Here is an 18,009-nt window from a genome sequence, read left to right on the forward strand (position 1 = left end):
GATCGCTGGTGCATTGAGAGCGAGGGGATGGAAGGGGCACTGCCGCATAGACGGTCAGCGCACGGATCTGATCGCATAGACCGCGGCGCCACCCAGCAAGCTCAGGCCGATCGCCACAGGGAACAACCCGGCGTAGCCGACGGTGAGAACGATGGCGCCCGCGACCGCGGGAGCCACTGTCTGCGGCAGTGTGGCTGCAATATTGATGACGCCGAGATCCTTGGCGAACGCGTCGGGGTCCGGCAGCACCTCGGTCATCAGGGCCGTGTCGACCGCCTGAAAGGCTCCGAACCCGAGCCCTGCGACTAGCGCGAAGAGAATCATCCCGACCAGGGTCGGCACCAGCAGAGGAATGAGCTGAGCGATCGCCACCACGACCGCCGACGCGAAGATGAAGACCTTTCGCCGGCCCAAACGGTCGGACAGCGGCCCGCAGACAGCGACCGATAGAAGCAGCGTCGGCAGTCCCGCCAGCGCCAGCAGAGGCACGAAGAAGACGGCCTCATCGCCCATGCCCACATAGTCCTGCAGGAGGAAGAGCTGGTAGCCGGTGATCGCGAAGTACCCCGAGTACAGAAGCAGGCGCCCCGTGAACGCCCAGAAGAAGTCGGGGTGCCGAAGCGGGTTCACCCAGAACGTACTCAGGAAGTCCCCCGCGCGAAACCTCTCGCGCGGTTCTCGCCTGTTCGAGGCGTCAGGGTTGAAGACCAGGAAGAGGGCGATCAGCGTGAGGGAGAGCCCCGCCACCACAGTGAAGCCCATCGGCAGGTTCTCCGCGAACTGAGCCGCGACGAGCGACCCCCCTAAGGCGCCCACCATCGTGAACGCACCGATGATGGCTGCGAAGGATCCTCGGGCCGACCGGGGGACGCGGTCCGGCAGAATCGCGGTCAGCGGCGCCTGCGCGAAGTTGTATGCGAACTGCGCCACTGTCCAGGAGACCGCCACCAGGATGATGCTGTTCGAGAGGCCGATTCCGATGAGAGCGAGACCGCCCAACAGCACCCCACCAAAGATCCAAGGGGACCGGCGGCCGAATCGGGAGCGGGTGCGGTCGCTGATCATGCCCGAGATCGGCTGCGCGATCATCGCAGCGAAAGCGCCGATCGTGCTGACGAACGCGAGGTTGACCACCTTGTCGGCGGCGTCGATGGCAGTCACCTGGAGGGGGAGCAGAATGCCGGGCACAGTTCCCCACACCACGGAGATGCCGATCGTTCCCGGGATGAACCACAACAGCAGTCTGCGCAGAGAGCCGCGGATGCGCGCGGGCCGGTCAGGATCGCCCGTCTCGGGGGTCGACAGCGACTTGCGGTCAGGGTGGGATGCGAGTGGTGACGACGATGTCATGGCAGGTCCTCGAGTGTGAGCGCGACGGTGCGTGACAAAACTCTACGCCATATAGTTTTTTGATCACAAGAGGTACGATCACGGCATGGCTGAACGACGTTCGTACGCGAAAGGAATCGCTCGACGAGAAGAGATTCTCGAAATGGCGCTCCGAGTGATCGCAGAGAACGGCTACAGCGGTGCCACTGTGCGCCAGATCGCCGACGCCGTCGGAATCACCCCGATGGGTGTCCTTCATTATTTCGGCACCAAAGAGGCCCTGTTCGCCGAGGTCCTGCGGCGACGGGACCAAAGGGACCTCCAGGATTTCGGAGACTCCCGTGTCGTGGCAGACGACCTGCCGGGCGCGACTGCAGAATTCGTGCGCCACAACGCGGATGTCCCGGGCCTCGTGCAGCTCTACGCACACCTCTCGACAGACGCAGCCGATCCCACTCATCCCTCACATGCGTATTTCCGAGACCGATTCGATCAGGTCCGCGCCACCAATGCTGCAGGAATAGAGAAGGCGCAGAGGTCGGGAGGAATCCCACAGGAGATCGATGCCGACAGGCTCGCCGTCATCCTCACCGCTGTCGTCGACGGCCTGCAGAGTCAGTGGATGTACGACCCCACCATCGACATGGCGGATCACATCGAATACCTCTGGCGGGTCGTCGTCGCCGGCTCCACGCATTCATCGACGGGCGACCACCACGACCGGGGTGAATAGTTACGGACATCGACGACCACCGTGAGATTCACGGTGGTATCACCCGCGCCGTCCATTCATCCGCGCACGTCCGTCAGCGCTCGAGCACCACCGCCAGCCCCTGTCCCACACCGATGCAGAGCGCCGCGACCGCCACGCCTCCACCGCGGCGCTTCAGCTCATGCGCCGCGTGTCCGACGACACGACCGCCCGAGGCGCCGAGCGGGTGCCCCATGGCGAGCGCGCCCCCGTGGACGTTCAGATTCTCGGGATCGAGATCGGGCCAGCCCTTAAGGCAGGCGAGGGACTGCGATGCGAACGCCTCGTTGAGTTCGACCAGATCGACGTCGGCCCAGGTGCGCCCGGCCCGCGCCAGCGCCTTGTTCGCCGCTTCGATCGGCGCGATCGGGAATTCATCCGGGTCCACACCATGCCATCCCCTGCCGGCGATCCTCGCCAGCGGCTCCCCCGCGAACGCACCTTCGGACCCGATGAGAACCGCGGATGCGCCGTCGTTGATCGACGACGAGTTGCCCGCTGTGACCGACCCGTCAGTGGTGAAGAGCGGCCGGAGACCTGCGAGCTTCTCGATCGTGGACCCGTCTCGGATGCCCTCGTCTCGCGTCAGCTCGTGCCCGTCGACCTGGACGATCTCCGAATCGAACAGTCCCTCGCGCCACGCCGCGGCGGCACGGTCGTGGCTGCGCACGGTGAAGGCATCCTGCATCTCCCGCGTGATGCCCCACTCACGGGCGATCTTCTCGGCGGACTCCCCGTTCGAGATCGTCCAATGCTCGGGAAGCCGGGGGTTGACCATGCGCCATCCGATCGCGCTGTTCCACAGCGTCTGATTTCCGACCGCGGCGTACGGCTTCGCAGACTTCTCGATCACCCAGGGCGCACGGCTCATGGATTCCACCCCGCCGGCGAGGATGACGTCAGCGTCACCGGCCTCGATGGCCCGCGAACCCTGGAACACCGCCTCGAGCGACGAGGCGCAGAGACGGTTCACCGTGGTCCCCGTCACCGAGGTGGGGAATCCGGCGAGCAGCGCGGCGAAGCGCGCCACGTTGCGGTTGTCCTCGCCCGCCTGGTTGGCGTCGCCGAAGATCACGTCGTCGATGCGCGCAGGGTCCATCCCGGTGCGCGCGACGACCGCGCGCATGACGACGGCGGCGAGATCGTCGGGGCGGACATCGGAAAGCGCTCCGGCAGCGCGCCCGAACGGTGTCCGCACGGCGTCGTACACGAAACTGGCGGTCATCATCTATCTCTCCTTGGTCGCGGATCTGTCGAGGAACGCGGACATGCGCTCCCTCTTCGCATCCGACTCGAAGAGGATCGCCTGGGTGAGGTCGTCGATGAGCGGATGGGCGCTCTCAGGAGCGTCGAGGACGCGCTTCGTCAGTTGAACGGCGAGGGGATCCTGGGTGGCGATGCGATCGGCGATGCCATGGGCGGCGGCGATCATCTCATCGGGCGCGTGCACGGAGGCGACGAGATGAGCATCCAGTGACTCCTGCGCCGTGAGTCGCCGCCCGGCGAGCAGGATCTGCCGCGCCAGAGGCGCGCCGACGAGCTTCGGAAGCCGCCACGTGCCCCCGGCCGCCGCGATGATCCCGAGCCCTGTCTCCGGGTTGCCGAAGACCGCACGATCCGAGGCGATGCGGATGTCCGCCGCGTAGGCGAGCTCCGCTCCGCCGCCGATCGCGTACCCGTCGACGGCGGCGATCACGGGCATGGGCAGCTCGGCGACCCGGCTGAAGATGCGCGCGTTGTAGCCGCGCAGCGCTTCTCCGCGTCCGCGTCCGAGCAAGACGCCGATGTCGGCGCCGCTCGCGAACACGCCCTTCTCCGGGGTGCTCGCTCCCGAGAGGATGAGCGTCCTCGGGTGACGCTCGAGATCTGCGCACACCTCGTGCAGCTCGGCGACCATCACCTCGTCGATGGCGTTGCGCACCTCAGGGCGGTCGAGCTCGATGTGGATCCGATCGGCCGACTCCGAGACGAGCCTCAGCGCACGCATGCAGGCCTGCTCTCGCCGCGACCCCGTCGCCGGTGCATCAGTTAAAGACCATCCCGCCGTCGACGAGGATCGACTGGCCGGTGATGTAGTCCGAATCGGAGCCGGAGAGGAAGGCGACGACGTTGGCGACGTCCGCAGGCTCGGAGATACGGTCGAGCGTGATCCCGGAGGTGAACTGCGCCCAGCCCCACTCCTCCGGCTGTCCCGCGGCATCGGCCGTGTTCTTGGCCACGGCCTCCATCATCGGCGTGCGGACGATCCCGGGCGCGTAGGTGTTCACCGTGATGCCGTACTGGGCGAGGTCTCGAGCTGCAGATTGGGTGAACCCACGCACCGCGAACTTCGTCGCAGAGTAGAGCGCGATTCCGGGGTTTCCGACGTGTCCGGCCTGTGATGCCGCAGCGATGATCTTGCCGCCGTGGCCCAGCTCACGGAATGCGGCGGTCGCCGCCTGGGTTCCCCAGATCACTCCGTTGACGTTGATCGAGAAGATCCGCTGGATCGCGTCCTCCGTGATCTCGTCGATCGCCGAGAGAGGGGCGATACCGGCGTTGTTCACGATCACGTCGAAACCGCCCAGCTGGCGCCTCGCGGCATCGACGGCGTCGAACACGCTGTGCCGATCGGCGACGTCGATGTGCAGGCTGAGCACGCCCGCCTGTTCGCCACCCAGCGACGCTGCGACAGCGTCCGTCTTGCTCGTATCGATGTCGGCGAGCGCGACGCGGAAGCCGTCGGCATGCAGCCGCTCTGCGATGGCCTGGCCGATTCCCTGGCCCGCGCCGGTGACGAGTGCGACCTTGCCGTTTTCCTGACGTGTCATGTTCGTGACTCCTTCTGTGAATCGTGGTGAATCGGGTGGGGATCAGGCGAATGCCGAGATCCCGGTGATCTCGCGACCGATGATCAGCGATTGGATGAAGTCGGTTCCTTCGTACGTGTGCACGACCTCCATGTCGGTGAGGTGCCGCGCGACGTGATTCTCGAGGAGCAGCCCGTTGCCGCCGAGCAGGTCGCGGGCGTCGCGGCACAGCTGCCGTGATTTCTGCCCGGTGAACATCTTCGAGAGCGACGCCTGCTCGTTCGTCAGCCGCCCCTGGTCCTGCAGGACCCCGGTGCGGTAGCACATGAGCTGCATGGCTGTGAGGTCGGCGAGCATGTTCGCCAGCTTGTTCTGCACGAGCTGGAAGCTGGCGATCGGCTTGCCAAACTGCGAACGCTCCTGCACATAACGAGCCGCGATCTCATAGGCGGCGAGCGCGTGCCCGAGCGACTCCCAGGCGACCGTGCTGCGGGTGCGGTTGAGGATCGCCCCCACATCCCTGAACGACGTCGACTTCTGCAGCCGGTTCTCGGCGGGGATCCGCAGCCCGGTGATCTCGATCTGCGCCTGTTGGATGGCGCGCTTCGCGATCTTGCCCTCGATGGCACGTGCGTCGTAGCCCTCCGGATATGTGCCGTCGGCGTTCTTCTCGAGGACGAAGGCCTTCACCTTGGCGTCTTCGACGTCACGCGCCCAGACGATCACGACGTCGGCGACGTGGCCGAGGCCGATCCACCGTTTGGCACCGTCGATCACATAGTGGTCTCCGTCCAGGCGCGCGGAGGTCTCGAGAGCCACCGAGTCCGAACCGTGTTCGGGCTCCGTCAAGGCGAAGGCGCCGAGCTTGCGGACGGCGGCGAGGTCGGGCAGCCAGCGTTGCTTCTGCTCCTCGCTGCCGAGGAGCGAGATGCTCCCCATAGCCAACCCGGACTGCACGGCGTTAAGCGTGTTGACGCTCCCGTCGCCGCGGGAGAGCTCCATGGCCACGAGACCGGCCTGCAGGCGGGTTAGCCCCGGGCAGCCGTAGCCCTCGATCGATGTTCCGGCGATACCCAGCTCCGCGAAGGCGGGGAGGATCTCGTAGGGGAAGTCCGCGCGCTCCCATGCGGCGTTGATGTTCGGCAGCACCTGCTCTTTCACGAACGCGCGCACTCTGGCGACGAGAGCCCGATCGTCATCACCCAGATAGTCGTCGAGGTGGTAGAAGTCCGTGTTCACCATCACGGAGGAGTCGGAAGTCATGCGGGCTGCCCTTCTTCGGTCCGGGACTCGGACATGCTCGTCATCGAGCCCTCCAGCCACGCGCGGATCGACTGGCCGTCCTGTCCCAGCGACGGCGGCCCGAGCCGATAGTCGACTGGCGTGCGAGAGAAGGTCATCGGATTTCGGATGCCGGGCATCGCCCGCTCCCCCTGCCCGGAGGTCACGATCGGATCGAGGCCGATGCTCTCAGCGAAGGCGATGCCCTCGGCGACATCGAGCACGGGCGCGCAGGGAAGACCCCGCGCTGACAGGAGATCGAACCATTCCCGCGCCGAGTGCTGCGTGAGAGTAGCAGTGAGGATGGGACGGAGCGCGTCTCGATGCGTGCTGCGCAGCGCATTGGACCGGAAGCGCGGGTCGTCGGCGAGGCCGGAGAGACCGAGCGCTTCGCAGAGTCCTCGGAACTGCAGATCGTTGCCGATCGTCAGCACCAGGTCGCCGTCGGCGGTGGGGAACGGCGCATAGGGGTAGATGCTTGGGTGGTCGTTCCCCAGACGCGAGGGCACGCTACCGCTCAGCAGGTATCCTCCGGTCTGATTGACGAGCCCGGAGAGCGCCGACGACAGCAGGTTCAGTTCGACGTGCTGGCCCTCGCCGGTGCGCGAGCGGTGGAACAGAGCCGAGACGACCGCGACGGCCGCGTGAAGCCCGGTCATCACGTCGAACACCGCGACACCCGACCGGTATCCCTCGCCGTCTTCCGGACCGGTCAGCGTCATCATCCCGGACATCGCCTGCACGAGCAGGTCGTAGCCGGGGAGGTCGGAACCACCTGCCGTGCCGAAGCCGGTCACGGACGCGTAGATCACGTGCGGATTGACCTTCTCGACCGATTCGTAGTCGAGACCGAACCGCGCCATGCCCCCGGGCTTGAAGTTCTCGGTGACCACATCCGCTCGAGCGGCGAGTTCCTTCGCGACGAGCAGGTCTGCCGGATCCTTGAGATCGAGCACGATCGAGTGCTTGTTTCGGTTGACCGAGAGGTAGTACGTGGACTCGCCCTCACGCTGCGGCGGGGTCCAGCTTCTCGTCTCGTCACCGAGCGGGCTCTCGATCTTGATCACGGTCGCGCCCAGGTCGGCCAGCAGCATCGTGCAGTACGGACCGGCCAGAACTCTGCCGAAATCGGCGATCAGCACCCCTTGCAGCGGACCGCTGGGCGGCTGGTCGTCGGTCGCGTCATATCGCGCATCGGAGATCGTCATCGCATCACCTTCGTGGGAACTGTCTGGTCAGCCTCGCAGGATTGTTTATGCTCGTCCAATACTCGATAGCACCTTGATTGATACTTCTCTGTAATAATCGACGCATGGAGATCCAGCAGATCCGCTCCTTCCTCGCCGTCGCGGAGGAACTTCACTTCGGGAGGGCGGCCGAGAAGCTGCACATGGCGCAGCCTCCCGTCAGTCGGAACATCAAGAACCTGGAGCGAGAGCTCGGCGCCCTGCTGTTCGAGCGCTCGACCCGCAAGGTGACGCTCACGTCCGTGGGGTCGGCGCTGATCGCCCCGGCCCGAGATGTGCTCTCTGCACTCGAGCGCATGGGCACAGCGGCGAAGGCCGCAGGAGTGGGCGAAATCGGTCGGGTCCGCCTGGCGTACGCCGGCGCATCGTCGAACGTGCTGGTCGGGCGCCTGGCGCGCGCCGTGAACCAGCAGCATCCGGGCATCAATCTCGAACTGCTCAGTCAGAACTTCGCTCAGAAGGCGATGCGCCTGCTCACCCGCGGAGATATCGACCTCGCTCTCGGCCGCTGGGATCACCTGCCCGACGGGATCCGCACTCGCGTCGTGGCCTCGGAAGAGCTCGTCATCGCCGTTCCCGAGACGCACCGGCTCGCGGATCGGGTCACGGTCTCGATCTCCGAGTTCAGCGACGATCGCTTCGTCACCCTGCCGACGGACCTCGGCTCAGTACTCAACGACCGGCTGAGGCAGATGTCGCGAGAGGCCGGATTCTCGGTGGACATCGTCCAGGATGCGTCCGACACATGGACCTTGATGTCCCTCGTCTCAGCGGAGGTCGGATGCTCTCTGACGCTGTCATCGGTCATACCGAGCATCGCGGATCCGCATCTCCGCTTCCTGCGGCTGAGCGACGATGTCGACCCGGTCGAACTGAGGATCGCCTGGCGAGCCGACAGCGATGATCGCGCAATGCACGCGGTGCTGCGACTTGCGGAGGAAGTGCTCCCCGACATCGGGTAATTCATCTTTCAGGCGTATCGATCAGCAGTGCATTTGGTATTGGAGTGAATGTAACCTCCGGTGGCACAGTGGGGTCATCCAGGATTGGAAAAGACGAAGGAGTCTCCCATGACGAACCCTCACTCGACTGACTACGACGCCATCGTCGTGGGAGCCGGATTCGCCGGCATCTACCAGCTGTACACGCTGCGCGAGCAGCTCGGGCTCACGGTCCGTCTGTTCGAGAAGGGATCCGGAGTCGGCGGAACCTGGTACTGGAATAAGTACCCGGGCGCGATGTCCGACACCGAGAGCCCGTTCTACCGCTACTCGTTCGACAAGGAGTTGCTGCAGGAGTGGAGCTGGAGCCGGAAGTACATCGACCAGCCCGACATCCTGGCCTATATCGAAGAGGTCGTGAAGCGTCACGACCTTCTGAAGGACATCGAGCTCGACACCGAGATCCGCTCTATCGTGCTCGATGAGACGACCGACACCTGGACCGTCACGACCGCCGCAGGCGAATCCCACACCGCACGCTATGTCGTGACGGCTCTGGGACTGCTCGCCGCGGTGAATGTCCCCGACATCCCCGGCATGGATTCGTTCCGCGGCCGCACGGTGCACACCGCGGAGTGGCCGGACGATCTCACCCTCGAAGGCAAGAGAGTCGGCGTGGTCGGTACGGGCTCGACCGGCACGCAGTTCATCGTCGCCTCGTCGAAGATCGCCGATCACCTCACCGTCTTCCAGCGCAACCCGCAGTACTGCGTGCCCTCCGGCAACGGGCCGGTCGAGCCGGGTGAGGTCGAAGGCTACAAGAGCCGCTACGACGAGATCTGGAAGCAGGTGCGCGGCTCGCAGGTGGCATTCGGGTTCGAGGAATCGACGATCGCAGCCTCCGAGGTCACCCCTGAAGAGCGCGAGCGCGTGTTCGAAGAGGCCTGGCAGCGAGGCAACGGCTTCTACTTCATGTTCGGCACGTTCAACGATCTCGCCGTCGACCTCGAATCGAACGAGGCCGCCGCGGACTTCATCCGTCGCAAGATCGCCCAGGTCGTGGACGACCCGGAGACAGCCCGCAAGCTCACGCCCACCCAGGCCTACGCGAAGCGTCCGCTGTGCAACCACAACTACTACGAGGTGTACAACCAGGAGAACGTCGAGCTGGTCTCGATCCTCGAGAACCCGATCGTCGAGATCGTCCCCGAGGGCGTGAAGACGGCTGACGGCGTCGTGCACGAGCTGGACGTGCTCGTCTTCGCGACAGGATTCGACGCCGTCGACGGCAACTACCGACGCATCGACCTGGTCGGTCGCGACGGGATCACGGCCGATCAGCACTGGGAGGAGGCACCGACCAGCTACCTCGGGATCGCGACGACCGGATTCCCGAACCTGTTCATGGTGCTCGGGCCGAACGGACCGTTCACCAACCTGGTGCCCTCGATCGAGGTGCAGGTCGAGTTCATCACGAAGCTCATCGACACCGGAGAGCAGCAGCAGGTGATCGTCGAGACCACCCAGGACGTCGAGGACGGCTGGTCGGTCATCTGCAGCGATATCGCGAACGGGACCGTCTTCCCGAAGACCGACTCGTGGATCTTCGGCGCCAACATCCCGGGAAAGAAGAGCTCGGTGCTCTTCTACATGGCCGGCATCCGCTCGTACGGCGAGGTGCTCGCCGACGTCGCGGCAAACGGCATGAAGGGCTTCAGGCTGACGCCGGTGAAGCAGCCCGTCGACGCCTGACACACCAGAGGATGCCCCGGAGTGCAACCGCACTCCGGGGCATCGTCGTCTGCGACGTGAGAGCGATCCGGCGATCCGGACGTGCGCGACTGAGCCCCCGTGACGGGATGTCACGGGGGCTCAGTCGCGAGTCGGCTCAGCGCAGCGGCTCGAGCACCCGCACGAGCTTCTTGTTCGCGAACTCGTCGATGCCGAACCTCGCGAGCTCGCGGCCCACGCCCGAGCGCTTGACGCCGCCGAAGGGCAGGTCGGGGGCGCTCTTGCTCGTGCTGTTGATCCACACCATGCCCGCTTCGAGCTGCTCGGCGATGGTCTCGGCCAGTTCGGCATCCTGCGTGAAGATGCTGCTGGAGAGCCCGAAGGGCGACGAATTGGCGAGTCGCACCGCGGCCTGCGGCGACGCGACCCGGTAGACGACCGCTGCCGGTCCGAACAGCTCCTCCTCGTATGCGCGCATCTCGGGCGTGACCTCGGTCAGCACACTCGGCGGGTAGAAGGCCGCCGACGGGCGCGCCTGCGGCCCGACGTGCAGAGTCGCCCCCTTGTCGACGGCGTCGCGGACGATCTCGTCGAGCTCCGCACTCGCAGAGGTTGACGAGAGGGGGCCGAGGAACGTGTCGGGATCCGTGGGGTCTCCGACGGCGATCTCGGCCACGGCGTCGATGAACTTGCGCGTGAACTCGTCGTAGACGGCATCCACCACGATGAAGCGCTTCGACGCCGTGCAGGCCTGCCCTCCGTTGGCGAACCGCCCCACGACGGCCGCCGCGACCGCCGCATCGATGTCGGCGTCGTCGAGCACGATGAACGGATCGGAGCCACCGAGTTCGAGCACATACTTCTTCATGTGCCGGCCGGCCACCTCGCCCACAGCCGCGCCGGCCGCCTCGGAACCGGTCAGCGAGACACCGCGGATGCGATCGTCGGCGATGATCCTCGCGACCTGGCCGCTGTCGACGAGGGCGTTGATGTACGCATCCGTCGGCACCCCGGCGTCGTGCAGGACGCGCTCGAGCGCGAGAGCCGCCCGAGGACAGTTGCGTGCGTGCTTCAGCACGATCGTGTTTCCGAGTGCGAGGTTGGGGGCGGCGAAACGGGCCACCTGATAGTAGGGATAGTTCCACGGCATGATCCCGAGAAGCGCACCGATGGGCTCCGTCCGCACGCGCGCCTCTCCCCCGCCAACGATGTCGAGCTGCTCCTCGGCGAGGAACCGCTCGGCGTTGTCCGCGTAGTACTCGAAGATCGACGCGACGAGCGCGACCTCTCCCCGGGCCTGGGTGATCGGCTTGCCCATCTCGACCGTGAGGATCTCGGCGAGCTCCGGCATCCGTTCGCGAAAGAGCTCTGCCGCACGGCGGAGGGTGTCTGTCCGCTCGGCGAGAGGCAGCGAGCGGTATCGCTCGTACTCGTCAGCCGATCGCGCGAGGATCTCCTCGACCGCCGCATCGTCGATGACCGGATGCTCCTCGAGGGTCTCTCCGGTGGTCGGGTTGATCGTCCTGTATGCGCTCATCGAATGCTCCTGCTTCGTCGCGGGTGTACATACCCAGCGTGCAGCCCCAGAGGGTCAGTCGTCCAATACTGATGCCGCGCGCATATCACCCACGTGTGATATCAATCTCGGGTCGATCAGGTATTGGACATGCATAGGTGCAGATGTGAGTCTGGCCCGAGCGGCCCTATCGAAGGAGATGTCATGAGCGGTGCACCGGAACGCGTCGGAGTGATCGGCGGAGGGCGGATGGGCGCAGGGATCGCCCAGGCCTTCGCCCAGGCGGGCTCCACGGTGACTGTGGTCGAGCGCGACCAGGCTTCGATGGAATCCGCTCGCGGCCGCCTCACCGACGGCGTCGCGAAGGCCGCGGCGCGCATCGAGTCCGTCGACGTGGCAGAGACGCTCTCGCGCCTGCACGTCACGTCGGCGTATGAGGATCTCGCCTCAGCCGACCTCGTGGTGGAGGCGGTTCCCGAGATCCTCGACCTCAAGATCGACGCGCTGACGCGAGCCGAACGGATCCTCTCCCCTTCAGCCTGGCTGACGACGAACACGTCATCGCTTCCGGTCACGCAGATCGCCGAGCACCTCTCGCGTCCCGAGCGATTCTGCGGTCTGCACTTCTTCAACCCGGTGCCGCCGTCTGCTCTCGTCGAGGTCGTGCTCACTCCGCTGACCGCGGCGGAGATGCGCTCGGCCGCCGGGGAGTGGATCGCCGCATTGGCCAAGACCGCGATCTTCGTGAACGACACTCCCGGCTTCGCGAGCTCGCGTCTGGGAAACGCCCTCGCACTCGAGGCCATGCGCATGCTCGAGGAGGACGTCGCGAGCGCCGCCGACATCGATGCGGCGATGGAGCTCGGGTACCGGCACGCGACGGGGCCACTGCGCACCTCCGACCTGGTGGGGCTCGACGTGCGGCTCGACATCTGCGAGTTCCTGCACGCAACCCTCGGCGAGCGCTTCGCGCCGCCGCAGATCCTCAAGGACAAGGTCGCGGCGGGCCACCTCGGACGCAAGACCGGTCGAGGATTCTTCGAGTATTCGAGTTCCTGACCCAGTCTGCTCGGCTACCAGTGCGGCGCGTGCCCACCGCTTGGCAGCGCGGGCCGCGAGCACTCGGGCCTGGGCGATCTCGAGAGAGCCGATCACGTGAGGACCACGCCCTTGCCACCGATGACGCCGGCCTCCATGTCGCGGTGCGCCTGCACGATCTCGTCCATCGCGTAGACGTGACCCACCGGAATCCGCGCGGCTCCTGCGGACACCGCATCCAGGTAGTCCTGCAGCACCTGCGCATCGAGGTCGGCAGCCTCACCCGAATACGCCGTGAGGCGCACGCCATTGGGCAGCCACTCCATCGGATAGAACTCCGGGATCGTCCACTCGTCCGACAGCATTCCGGTGAAGCACACCGTCCCCCCGGTGCGCACCGACCGGAGCGTGTCCCGCATGACATTCACGCCGACCAGCTCGATCGCGCCGTCGACGCCGCCGGGCACGAGTTCGCGCACACGCGCAGCGACCTCACCGTCGTCGATGATGATGTGATCGACGCCGACGGATTCGAGCAGCGGTCGAGCCTGCTCGCGACGGGTGGTGGCGATGACCGTGAGCCCACGGAGCCTCGCGAGCACTGCCGCGGCGAGGCCGACCGACGACGTGCCGCCGCGGATGAGCACCGACTGACCGGGCTGCGCCTGCAGACCGACCTGGAGCGAGCCGTTCGCCGTCTGCAGCATCTCGGGAACCGCTCCGAGCTGCTCCCACGGCAGCTCGCTGCGGAACGGAATCACCTGCGCGGCCGGCACCAGGACGTACTCGGCGTAGCCCCCGTCGAACTCCCGCCCCATGCCGCCCATCATCGTCATGACCTGCGTCCCGGGGGCGAACTCGCCTCCCGGCGCTTCCGCCACCTCCCCGGTCGCCTCGATTCCCGGGATGCGAGGGAAGCTGCCGCTGTACGCGGCCCCTCGGCGGAAGTGCAGCTCGGATCGGTTCAACCCGAATGCCTTCACCCTGATCAGCACCTCGCCGTTCGCCGGCGTCGGCACGGTGACCTCACGGATCTCGAGCGCCTCCGGCCCGCCGGGATGCTCGACGACCACCGCTCGCATGGTGCCGCTCACGACGCGTCCCCCTCTGCGAGCGTGCCGAGCCGTGCCTGGAGCCGGGTGAGGAGCGTCGTCGCCGCAGTGAGGTCGACATCTCCGACCAGCCGCTCCAGCGAGCGGACGAGGACGCCCTCCCCCTCGCGCCTCGCCCGCTCTCCGGTCTGGGTGAGCGTGACGAGGGATGAGCGCCTGTCATCCGGATGCGGCGCGCGAGCCGCGAGCCCGTCACGCTCGAGCCTGTCGACGAACTTGCTCGCCGCTCCGATAGTGATGCCGAGGTCACGGCTCACCTCGTTCACCCGCGCCACGGGTGCGTGGCTCGCGATCACCCGCAGAGCCTGCAGCGTCCCTAGCCCCATGTGCGTCTCACTCTGGAGCTCGCGCTCTGCGGCGTTCCAGAGGTCGGTCTCGTACCGGACGAGTGCGTCGAAGAAGTCCATACGATCTGTAACCGTCATCCGAGAATTATATTCCTGGGAACATACTTTTCGGGAACACAAACAGTCATGCATGCGTTCGCATATAGCGGCGGCGACGCCGTCCACTCCGCCACTCTCATTGGAGAAACCATGTCAGAACTCACCCTCACCGCTCCGACCACCGCCGTCCTCGTGATCGACATGCAGAACGACAACGTCCTGCCGAACGGCGCGTTCGCATCGACGGGAGCGGCCGAGCACGCCGCCTCGCAGGATGTGATCGGCCACGTGCGCACGATCCTCGATGCCGCGCGTGCCGCCGGCGCACCGGTGTTCCACAACCGCATCGTGTCGTACCCCGGCGTCGCGGTGGGCGGCACCAACGCGCCGATCTTCACCATGATCGGCCCCGAGTCGCTCAAGCGCGGCACCTGGGGAGCCGAGATCGTCGACGGCCTCACGGCGGGCGATGAGATCGTGCTCGACCGCACCCGCATGAGCGCGTTCAACGGCACCGGCCTCGACTCGATGCTGCGCAACCTCGGCATCACGACCGTCGTCGTCGTCGGCGTCTGGACCAACATGGCGGTCGAGCACACCGTGCGCGACGCGGCCGACCACGGATACCGCGCGGTCATCGTCTCGGACGCCACGTCGAGCATCAACGCCGAGTGGCATGCAGCTGCGTTGAACTACGCCCTGCAGAACATCGCCACGATCACCGACACGAGCGCCGTCGTCTCCGCTCTGTCCTGATCGACGTCGGGCCGCGGCCGATCCACGCCGCGGGCCGAAAGGCCTCAGCCCTCGAGATCGATCGAGTCGAGCCACGCCGTGGCGATCGTCGCGGCCGACGCCTCGGTCTCGACGCTCTCGGTGTTGAGCTCGACCAGGATCTCCGGCGTCAGCGCGGCGTTGACACGGTCGATGATGTCCGCGGCATCCTCGGGCAGATCCGACGACGCGAGAGGAACAACGTGCGACGCCAAGAACAGGCCGGCGGGGTCTTCGAGGGCCACGAGATCCGACGACGACATCGACGGGCTCGCGGTGTAGATGATCGCGAGCTGCACCTGGTCGTCGACCAGAGCCTTCACGGTGAGAGGACCGCCGCCGTCCTCGATCGGCGCGAAGGCCACGTCGACGCCGTAGCTGGCCTTCAGGCCGAGCGGACCGTTCGGACGGTCTTCGCCCTCGGAGTTGCCGCCGAGCGTGAGCGGCACCGGCACGTCGGCGAGGTCCGCGATGCTCGTCACACCGTACTTCTTTGCGAACGCCTTCGTCACGACGTAGCTGTCCTCATCGGTGGTCGACGACTGGTCGAGCACCTGGAGTCCCTCCGGCACCGCCTTCTGGAGAGCCTGGTAGACGTCGTCCGACTTGCGCGCCGTCGTGTCGGGCTCCCACACCTGCAGCAGCGGTCCGGTGTACTCGGGGAAGACGTCGATCTCGCCGGCCTCGATCTCGGGGAGGTAGGCCTCGCGCTGACCGATGCGGAACTGCCGATCGACGGTGAAGTCGGCCTCTTCGAGAGCCTGCGCGTAGGTCTCGGCGATGATCTCGTTCGAGTAGTAGTCCTGCGAGCCGACGACGATCGTGTCGTCGTCGTCGGCCGTGCCGGAGGAGCCGCCGAGCGGATCGGCCGACGCGCAGCCCGACATGACGAGCAGCCCGCCGAGCGAGAGAGCGCTCAGCGCGGCGAGGCCAGTGCGGGTGATGTTCATTGCTGTACTCCTTGACGTGGGGATCGGATGAAGAGTCTGCTGACGAGAGCCGAGAGCGCGGGCACGAACAGTGCGAGCAGGATGACGAGCAGTGATCCAGCCGCCATCTCGGGATAGTCCCGGGACTTCAGCCCGGCGAAGATGTAGCGCCCGAGGCCGACGTCTGCGACGTAGGCGGCGATGGTCGCCGTGGCGACCACCTGCAGGAGAGCGGACTGCACACCGCCCCCGATGACGGGCAGGGCGATCGGCAGCTCCACCCGCACCAGCGTCTGCATGCGGGTGTGTCCCATCGCCCGTGCGGCGTCGATGGTCTCCCGGGGGATGGACGCGATGCTCGAATAGGTCGCGGCGAGGATCGACGGGACGGCGAGGATGACCAGCGCGATCAGCGGAGCCTGCAGACCGATCCCCAGCCACAGCGCGAAGACGGTCACGAGCCCGAGGGTCGGCAGCGCTCGCGCCCCGTTCGTGATCGCCGCGATGGAGAGCTCGCCACGCCGCATGTGGCCTATCCATGAGCCGATCGGCAGGGCGATGAGCACGGCTATCACGGTGACGGCGATCGTCAGTGCGAGATGCTGCAGCACGCGTACGGGAATGCCGGACGGCCCCACCCAGTGGTCCGGATCACCGAACCAGGCGATCGTGTCTGCGAGGAGGTTCATGCCGAGACCCCCGCCGCCAGGCGCGTGGCACGGGCCCACGGCTGCACGAGCCGACCGGTGATCAGTAGAGCGGCGTCGAAGGCGAGCGCGACCACCACGGTCAGCACGATCCCGGTCGTCACCTCCGCGGCGATCCCCCGCTGGAAGCCGTCGGTGAAGAGGCTGCCGAGGCTGGGGATGCCGATGAGCGCCCCGATGGTCGTCAATCCGATGGAGCTCATCGCGACCACCCGGGTGCCTGCGATCAGCACGGGCATCGCGAGGGGCAGCTCGATCCGGAGCACCCGCCGCCAGCGGGGATACCCTGTGGCATCCGCCGCGGCCAGGACATCGTGCGGCACGGTCGCGAAGGCGTCCGCCGCCGAGCGCACGAGCAGGGCGACCCCGTAGACGGTGAGCGCGGTGATCAACGTGGCGTGCGAGCGCAGCGGCAACCCGGTGAGGATCGGGATCAGGATGATCAACGGGAGCGACGGAAGGGCGTAGAGCAGGCTCGTCGACGTCAGGATCGCCCCGCGTGCCCTCCCGGACGCATGGGCGATCCTTCCGATCGGCACCCCGATGAGCACGCTGAGCACGATCGCCGGCACCGCGATACCGAGGTGCGCTCCGAGCAGCTCGCCGATCTGCGGCAGGTTGTTCAGGAACCAGTTCATCGCCGGAGGACTCCCAGCGGCCGTCCGGCGCCGTCGACCACGACTTCCGAGTCTCGCGTGGACTCGATGTGCAGCTCTCGTTCGGTCGACGTCGCGCCCATCAGCTCGGCGACGAATGCGTCGGCCGGTGCGGTGAGGACGTCGAACGGCGTGCCGTCCTGCGCGATCCGGCCGCCCTCGCCCAGCACGATGATGCGCTGCCCCAGCAGCAGTGCCTCATCGACGTCGTGCGTCACGAAGAGGATCGTCGCGCCCGTGTCGCGATGCAGCGCGAGAGTCTGCTTCTGCAGAGCGCGACGGTTGATCGGATCGACGGCGGCGAACGGCTCGTCCATCAGGAGCAGACGGGGATCGCCGGCGAGCGCTCGGGCCACGCCTACGCGCTGCTGCTGGCCGCCGGAGAGCTGACGCGGGTACCGCGACCCCAGCGCTGGGTCGAGGGAGACGCGGGCGAGAAGAGCATCCGCGACCGCGGCGGCGTCCGCACGCCGCATCCCGTTCAGCCGGGGCACGGTCGTCACGTTGTCTGCCACCGTCTGGTGCGGGAAGAGGCCACTCGCCTGCATCACGTAGCCGATGCTCCGCCGCAGCATGACCGGCTTCTTCTCTCTGACGTCCTCACCGTCGATGAGCACCCGTCCGCCGCTGGTCTCGACCATGCGGTTGACCGTGCGCAGCAGCGTGGTCTTGCCGGACCCTGAGGGCCCGAGCAGCACGACGAGCGACCCGGGTTCGATGGTCAGAGAGAGATCCGAGAGCACCGCGTCGGCACCGTATCGGACGTCGACGTGCTCGAAATCGATTCGGGGCGCGGTGGGATGGGACACGAGAGTCGAAACT

At 66.6% G+C, this 18,009-nt stretch carries 18 protein-coding genes; 5 read left to right on the forward strand and 13 right to left on the reverse strand.

Annotated features, from left to right (window positions below; genetic code table 11):
- Nucleotides 1–54: 54 nt before the first annotated feature.
- Complete coding sequence (locus ACIP5T_RS10070) at nucleotides 55–1,350, reverse strand: MFS transporter (RefSeq protein ID WP_400862779.1); 1,296 nt, start codon at nucleotides 1,348–1,350, stop codon at nucleotides 55–57.
- Between the two features lie 85 nt (nucleotides 1,351–1,435).
- On the opposite strand from ACIP5T_RS10070, the gene ACIP5T_RS10075 reads away from it, so the two are divergent.
- Nucleotides 1,436–2,062 (forward strand): TetR/AcrR family transcriptional regulator, encoded by a 627-nt coding sequence (locus ACIP5T_RS10075; protein WP_400862781.1) that lies wholly within the window; start codon nucleotides 1,436–1,438, stop codon nucleotides 2,060–2,062.
- A gap of 73 nt (nucleotides 2,063–2,135) precedes the next feature.
- On the opposite strand, the gene ACIP5T_RS10080 is transcribed toward ACIP5T_RS10075, so the two are convergent.
- Genes ACIP5T_RS10080 through ACIP5T_RS10100 form a run of 5 tightly spaced genes read right to left on the reverse strand, consistent with a single transcriptional unit; the run spans nucleotide 2,136 to nucleotide 7,358 of the window.
- Entirely contained in the window at nucleotides 2,136–3,305 is a 1,170-nt protein-coding gene (locus tag ACIP5T_RS10080) for a thiolase family protein (RefSeq protein WP_400864709.1), read from the reverse strand.
- Between the two features lie 3 nt (nucleotides 3,306–3,308).
- Entirely contained in the window at nucleotides 3,309–4,067 is a 759-nt protein-coding gene (locus tag ACIP5T_RS10085; protein ID WP_400862783.1) for an enoyl-CoA hydratase/isomerase family protein, read from the reverse strand.
- A 37-nt stretch (nucleotides 4,068–4,104) separates the two neighbouring features.
- Complete coding sequence (locus ACIP5T_RS10090; RefSeq protein WP_400862785.1) at nucleotides 4,105–4,890, reverse strand: (S)-acetoin forming diacetyl reductase; 786 nt, start codon at nucleotides 4,888–4,890, stop codon at nucleotides 4,105–4,107.
- 42 nt (nucleotides 4,891–4,932) lie between these two features.
- Nucleotides 4,933–6,132 (reverse strand): acyl-CoA dehydrogenase family protein, encoded by a 1,200-nt coding sequence (locus tag ACIP5T_RS10095; RefSeq protein ID WP_400862787.1) that lies wholly within the window; start codon nucleotides 6,130–6,132, stop codon nucleotides 4,933–4,935.
- Nucleotides 6,129–7,358 (reverse strand): CaiB/BaiF CoA transferase family protein, encoded by a 1,230-nt coding sequence (locus ACIP5T_RS10100; RefSeq protein ID WP_400862789.1) that lies wholly within the window; start codon nucleotides 7,356–7,358, stop codon nucleotides 6,129–6,131. Before ACIP5T_RS10100 ends, ACIP5T_RS10095 begins: the two co-directional genes overlap by 4 nt.
- Nucleotides 7,359–7,462: 104 nt before the next feature.
- Here ACIP5T_RS10100 and ACIP5T_RS10105 point away from each other — a divergent pair, with 104 nt between their 5' ends.
- Nucleotides 7,463–8,359 (forward strand): LysR family transcriptional regulator, encoded by an 897-nt coding sequence (locus tag ACIP5T_RS10105; protein WP_400862790.1) that lies wholly within the window; start codon nucleotides 7,463–7,465, stop codon nucleotides 8,357–8,359.
- A 108-nt stretch (nucleotides 8,360–8,467) separates the two neighbouring features.
- Entirely contained in the window at nucleotides 8,468–10,090 is a 1,623-nt protein-coding gene (locus ACIP5T_RS10110) for a flavin-containing monooxygenase (protein ID WP_400862792.1), read from the forward strand.
- Nucleotides 10,091–10,226: 136 nt separating this feature from the next.
- Here the strand turns inward: ACIP5T_RS10110 and ACIP5T_RS10115 are convergent, their stop codons facing one another.
- A complete protein-coding gene (locus ACIP5T_RS10115; RefSeq protein WP_400862793.1) occupies nucleotides 10,227–11,606 on the reverse strand; it encodes an NAD-dependent succinate-semialdehyde dehydrogenase in 1,380 nt (459 codons plus the stop codon).
- A 183-nt stretch (nucleotides 11,607–11,789) separates the two neighbouring features.
- Here ACIP5T_RS10115 and ACIP5T_RS10120 point away from each other — a divergent pair, with 183 nt between their 5' ends.
- Nucleotides 11,790–12,644, forward strand: coding sequence for a 3-hydroxyacyl-CoA dehydrogenase family protein (locus ACIP5T_RS10120; RefSeq protein WP_400862795.1), 855 nt, complete (start codon nucleotides 11,790–11,792; stop codon nucleotides 12,642–12,644).
- Nucleotides 12,645–12,736: 92 nt separating this feature from the next.
- Here ACIP5T_RS10120 and ACIP5T_RS10125 read toward each other — a convergent pair whose 3' ends face one another.
- Together ACIP5T_RS10125 and ACIP5T_RS10130 are read right to left on the reverse strand one after the other, a co-directional pair.
- Nucleotides 12,737–13,717 carry a zinc-binding alcohol dehydrogenase family protein gene (locus ACIP5T_RS10125; RefSeq protein ID WP_400862797.1) on the reverse strand — a complete coding sequence of 327 codons (981 nt, stop codon included), beginning with the start codon at nucleotides 13,715–13,717 and terminating at the stop codon, nucleotides 12,737–12,739.
- The gene (locus ACIP5T_RS10130; protein WP_400862799.1) at nucleotides 13,714–14,160 is read right to left on the reverse strand and encodes a MarR family winged helix-turn-helix transcriptional regulator; all 447 of its coding nucleotides are present in this window, start codon (nucleotides 14,158–14,160) and stop codon (nucleotides 13,714–13,716) included. Before ACIP5T_RS10130 ends, ACIP5T_RS10125 begins: the two co-directional genes overlap by 4 nt.
- A 111-nt stretch (nucleotides 14,161–14,271) precedes the next feature.
- On the opposite strand from ACIP5T_RS10130, the gene ACIP5T_RS10135 reads away from it, so the two are divergent.
- Entirely contained in the window at nucleotides 14,272–14,877 is a 606-nt protein-coding gene (locus ACIP5T_RS10135) for a cysteine hydrolase family protein (RefSeq protein ID WP_400862800.1), read from the forward strand.
- Between the two features lie 44 nt (nucleotides 14,878–14,921).
- Here the strand turns inward: ACIP5T_RS10135 and ACIP5T_RS10140 are convergent, their stop codons facing one another.
- From ACIP5T_RS10140 to ACIP5T_RS10155, 4 genes are read right to left on the reverse strand one after another with little or no spacing between them, the layout of a single operon-like run.
- Entirely contained in the window at nucleotides 14,922–15,845 is a 924-nt protein-coding gene (locus tag ACIP5T_RS10140) for an ABC transporter substrate-binding protein (protein WP_400862802.1), read from the reverse strand.
- Nucleotides 15,842–16,513: an ABC transporter permease gene (locus ACIP5T_RS10145; RefSeq protein ID WP_400862804.1), complete on the reverse strand. Its 672-nt coding sequence runs from the start codon at nucleotides 16,511–16,513 to the stop codon at nucleotides 15,842–15,844. Before ACIP5T_RS10145 ends, ACIP5T_RS10140 begins: the two co-directional genes overlap by 4 nt.
- Complete coding sequence (locus tag ACIP5T_RS10150; protein WP_400862806.1) at nucleotides 16,510–17,169, reverse strand: ABC transporter permease; 660 nt, start codon at nucleotides 17,167–17,169, stop codon at nucleotides 16,510–16,512. Before ACIP5T_RS10150 ends, ACIP5T_RS10145 begins: the two co-directional genes overlap by 4 nt.
- Nucleotides 17,166–17,996 (reverse strand): ATP-binding cassette domain-containing protein, encoded by an 831-nt coding sequence (locus ACIP5T_RS10155; RefSeq protein ID WP_400862808.1) that lies wholly within the window; start codon nucleotides 17,994–17,996, stop codon nucleotides 17,166–17,168. Before ACIP5T_RS10155 ends, ACIP5T_RS10150 begins: the two co-directional genes overlap by 4 nt.
- Between the last annotated feature and the right edge of the window lie 13 nt (nucleotides 17,997–18,009).

This window comes from Microbacterium sp. NPDC088619, assembly GCF_044752825.1.
Taxonomy (GTDB): Bacteria; Actinomycetota; Actinomycetes; order Actinomycetales; family Microbacteriaceae; genus Microbacterium.

Bases quoted from the DNA above. Each gene is read 5' to 3' on its own strand.
- ACIP5T_RS10070 (WP_400862779.1), bottom strand. From the start codon at position 1,350: ATGACATCGTCGTCACCACTCGCATCCCACCCTGACCGCAAGTCGCTG.
- ACIP5T_RS10075 (WP_400862781.1), top strand. From the start codon at position 1,436: ATGGCTGAACGACGTTCGTACGCGAAAGGAATCGCTCGACGAGAAGAG.
- ACIP5T_RS10080 (WP_400864709.1), bottom strand. From the start codon at position 3,305: ATGACCGCCAGTTTCGTGTACGACGCCGTGCGGACACCGTTCGGGCGC.
- ACIP5T_RS10085 (WP_400862783.1), bottom strand. From the start codon at position 4,067: ATGCGTGCGCTGAGGCTCGTCTCGGAGTCGGCCGATCGGATCCACATC.
- ACIP5T_RS10090 (WP_400862785.1), bottom strand. From the start codon at position 4,890: ATGACACGTCAGGAAAACGGCAAGGTCGCACTCGTCACCGGCGCGGGC.
- ACIP5T_RS10095 (WP_400862787.1), bottom strand. From the start codon at position 6,132: ATGACTTCCGACTCCTCCGTGATGGTGAACACGGACTTCTACCACCTC.
- ACIP5T_RS10100 (WP_400862789.1), bottom strand. From the start codon at position 7,358: ATGACGATCTCCGATGCGCGATATGACGCGACCGACGACCAGCCGCCC.
- ACIP5T_RS10105 (WP_400862790.1), top strand. From the start codon at position 7,463: ATGGAGATCCAGCAGATCCGCTCCTTCCTCGCCGTCGCGGAGGAACTT.
- ACIP5T_RS10110 (WP_400862792.1), top strand. From the start codon at position 8,468: ATGACGAACCCTCACTCGACTGACTACGACGCCATCGTCGTGGGAGCC.
- ACIP5T_RS10115 (WP_400862793.1), bottom strand. From the start codon at position 11,606: ATGAGCGCATACAGGACGATCAACCCGACCACCGGAGAGACCCTCGAG.
- ACIP5T_RS10120 (WP_400862795.1), top strand. From the start codon at position 11,790: ATGAGCGGTGCACCGGAACGCGTCGGAGTGATCGGCGGAGGGCGGATG.
- ACIP5T_RS10130 (WP_400862799.1), bottom strand. From the start codon at position 14,160: ATGACGGTTACAGATCGTATGGACTTCTTCGACGCACTCGTCCGGTAC.
- ACIP5T_RS10135 (WP_400862800.1), top strand. From the start codon at position 14,272: ATGTCAGAACTCACCCTCACCGCTCCGACCACCGCCGTCCTCGTGATC.
- ACIP5T_RS10140 (WP_400862802.1), bottom strand. From the start codon at position 15,845: ATGAACATCACCCGCACTGGCCTCGCCGCGCTGAGCGCTCTCTCGCTC.
- ACIP5T_RS10145 (WP_400862804.1), bottom strand. From the start codon at position 16,513: ATGAACCTCCTCGCAGACACGATCGCCTGGTTCGGTGATCCGGACCAC.
- ACIP5T_RS10150 (WP_400862806.1), bottom strand. From the start codon at position 17,169: ATGAACTGGTTCCTGAACAACCTGCCGCAGATCGGCGAGCTGCTCGGA.